We start from the raw sequence: 259 nt of genomic DNA on the forward strand, positions 1-259 counted from the left end.
ACGTCCTCGGCCGCGGTCTCCTGCTCGGGCCGCTCCAGCGCGGCCCGCAGGTCGGCCAGGAGGATGTCCAACGAGGGCTGGTCGGCGACGAGTTCGTGAGCCACGAGAACGAGCCGGCGCCGCTTGCGCAGCAGCAGGGCGCAGACGGTGGCACCGGTGGCGGGGTCGAGGCGGCGGGCCGCGGCGGCGACGGCCTCGTGCTCGCGGGCCCGCGTGACGTCGGCGAGGTCCGTGCACTCGGCCCCGGACACGAGCGGCT

General features: G+C 76.8%; 1 protein-coding gene. It reads right to left on the reverse strand.

Features of this window, described 5'->3' with window-relative positions; genetic code table 11:
* The coding region (locus tag G3I40_RS26780; protein ID WP_164304727.1) for a hypothetical protein at nt 1-259 on the reverse strand (259 nt) is incomplete at both ends.

It is taken from the genome of Streptomyces sp. SID14478 (assembly GCF_010548525.1).
Taxonomy (GTDB): Bacteria; Actinomycetota; Actinomycetes; order Streptomycetales; family Streptomycetaceae; genus Streptomyces.